Source organism: Oleiphilus sp. HI0123 (genome assembly GCF_001635315.1).
Genome location: NZ_LWGE01001136.1, coordinates 1 through 2,547 on the forward strand (window position 1 = coordinate 1; position 2,547 = coordinate 2,547).

At 44.6% G+C, this 2,547-nt stretch carries 2 protein-coding genes; both read left to right on the top strand.

Annotation, left to right across the window (positions count from 1 at the left end):
- The first annotated feature begins 204 nt into the window (after positions 1-204).
- Complete coding sequence (locus tag A3761_RS11900) at positions 205-1,803, top strand: isocitrate lyase (RefSeq protein WP_068508026.1); 1,599 nt, start codon at positions 205-207, stop codon at positions 1,801-1,803.
- Positions 1,804-2,029: 226 nt separating this feature from the next.
- The coding region (locus A3761_RS11905; RefSeq protein ID WP_068750255.1) for a hypothetical protein at positions 2,030-2,547 on the top strand (518 nt) is incomplete at its 3' end.

Here is a 2,547-nt window from a genome sequence, read left to right on the forward strand (position 1 = left end):
TTAAAAACTATTTATCAATGCGGTATGCTTGGGTTTATAAGTTTCATGTATACCGGATATATAAACTATATATTTCATTTATTCCTGTCATTTAATTAGAATTCTGCTCGAAATTCAAATCACGCTTCTTTCTAAGTTATTTGCAGTTGAGTTGTCGCATATAAAGGAAGGGGGTTTCATTCCTAAACATAAGGGATACGTAAAATGTCACAATACCAAGACGAGATCAAAGCAGTAGCATCTGTTGTAGAAGCAAAAGGTGATAGCTGGGCTGCAATCAACCCTGAGTCAATTGCACGCATGCGCGCTCAAAACAAATTCAAGACTGGTCTTGATATCGCGCAATACACTGCTGATATCATGAACGCTGACATGGCTGAATTTGATAAAGATAAAACTAAGTACACGCAGTCTCTAGGTTGCTGGCACGGTTTTGTCGGCCAACAGAAGATGATCTCTATCAAGAAGCACTTCGGTGGCAAGACTGACCGTCGTTACTTGTACCTTTCTGGTTGGATGGTTGCTGCACTACGTTCAGACTTCGGTCCACTTCCTGACCAATCAATGCACGAAAAAACTGCTGTTGCATCGTTGGTTGAAGAGCTATACACATTCCTGCGTCAAGCTGATGCGCGTGAACTAGGCGGTCTTTTCCGTGCTCTAGACGCTGCTAACGAAGCTGGCGATTCAGCAAAAGCTGCTGAAATCCAAGATCAAATTGACAACCACGTAACTCACGTTGTGCCAATTATTGCTGATATCGATGCTGGTTTTGGTAACGCTGAAGCGACTTACCTAATGGCTAAGCAGATGATCGAAGCGGGTGCTTGTGCACTACAGATCGAAAACCAAGTTGCTGATGAAAAGCAATGTGGTCACCAGGATGGTAAAGTAACTGTTCCTCACGCTGACTTCCACGCTAAGATCCGTGCATTGCGTCACGCTTTCCTTGAGCTAGGTATTGACAACGGTATCATCGTTGCACGTACTGACTCTGAAGGTGCTGGTCTTACTAAAGAAATCGCAGTAGTTAACGAGCCGGGCGATTCTGGTGATATCTACAACTCTTACCTAGATGTTGAAGAAGTTACTCCAGAAGAAACAGCTCCTGGTGATGTGCTAATCAGCCGTGACGGCAAGCTTGTTCGTCCTAAACGTCTTCCTTCTGGCCTATACCAGTTCCGTTCAGGTACTGGTCATGAGCGTTGTGTATTCGATTGTATCGGTGCGCTTAATGCTGGTGCTGACTTGCTTTGGATCGAAACTGCAGTACCAACTGTACACGAGATCAAAGGCATGATGGACGACGTACGTAAAGTACACCCAGATGCGAAGCTTGTTTATAACAACTCTCCATCTTTCAACTGGACCTTGAACTTCCGTCAGCAAACTTATGATACATGGGTAGAAGAAGGTAAAGACGTATCTGCATACGATCGTAACAACCTGATGTCTGCTGAATACGATGAGTCTGAGTTGTCTGCAGTTGCTGACGAACGTACTCGTACATTCCAAGCGGATACTGCTCGTGAAGCGAACGTATTCCACCACTTGATTACTCTACCAACTTATCACACGACTGCATTGTCTGTTGATAACTTGGCTCAGAACTACTTTGGTGATATGGGTATGTTGGGTTACGTTGCTGGCGTTCAGCGTAAAGAGATCCGTCAAGGCATTGCATGTGTTAAGCACCAAAACATGTCAGGTTCTGACATCGGTGACGACCACAAAGAGTACTTTGCTGGTGAGCGTGCTCTTAAGGCAGGCGGTGCTAAGAACACTTCTAACCAGTTCTCTTAATCTGAGACTGGCTAGTTAAGCTTTTTTGATAATGTATTATTGAAAGATGCTTAATGTGTTTAGAAAAAGGCGACTCTAGAGTCGCCTTTTTTGTGGAGATTAAAAGAGGGCAGAGTCAGTGNGTCTAACCCCTTTTAATCTTTAGACTATAGTTTATAGGGTGCGCAATGCGCATCACTACGTATTTTGGTGCGCACCGCGCACCCTATAAAAAGGGCAACTTATCATGATTGACACTCCTTCCTATCTGCAAGATGCTAAAGACCTTCTCGGCAAAGATGGCTTCGCGAGCGGCGATGTGTGGTACCACGGTACTTCGTCTGCGCTGGTTACCTCTATTAATGGTGCGGGGCTTAAGCGTTCGGGTGATAAGGTTATGAATCAGGCTGCTAAGAAGACTATGGCAACGATTGGTAATAACTACACCGAGACACATGATCCGGTATTCCTAACACAGAGTAAGGAGCTTGCGTTTTATTGGGCTCAGCAGGCGGTTAGAAGTCGTAGTGTGCGAGTCGAGGGTGATGAGTCGCCAGTTGTTTACGAAGTTAAGCTGCCAGGTGATCTGCTTTCTAAAGTTAGGCCGGATGTTGGCGCTGCAAGTCTTTTGATGGTAAAGGAGGGAGAGCATTATATGGCGTTTTTGGCTGCACTTTATCAAGATAATGAGGCGGGCGCGTTAGATATAAACCTAATGAAAGCTGATCGTAATGAATATCTAAATAAGCTGGGTATGGCTTATAT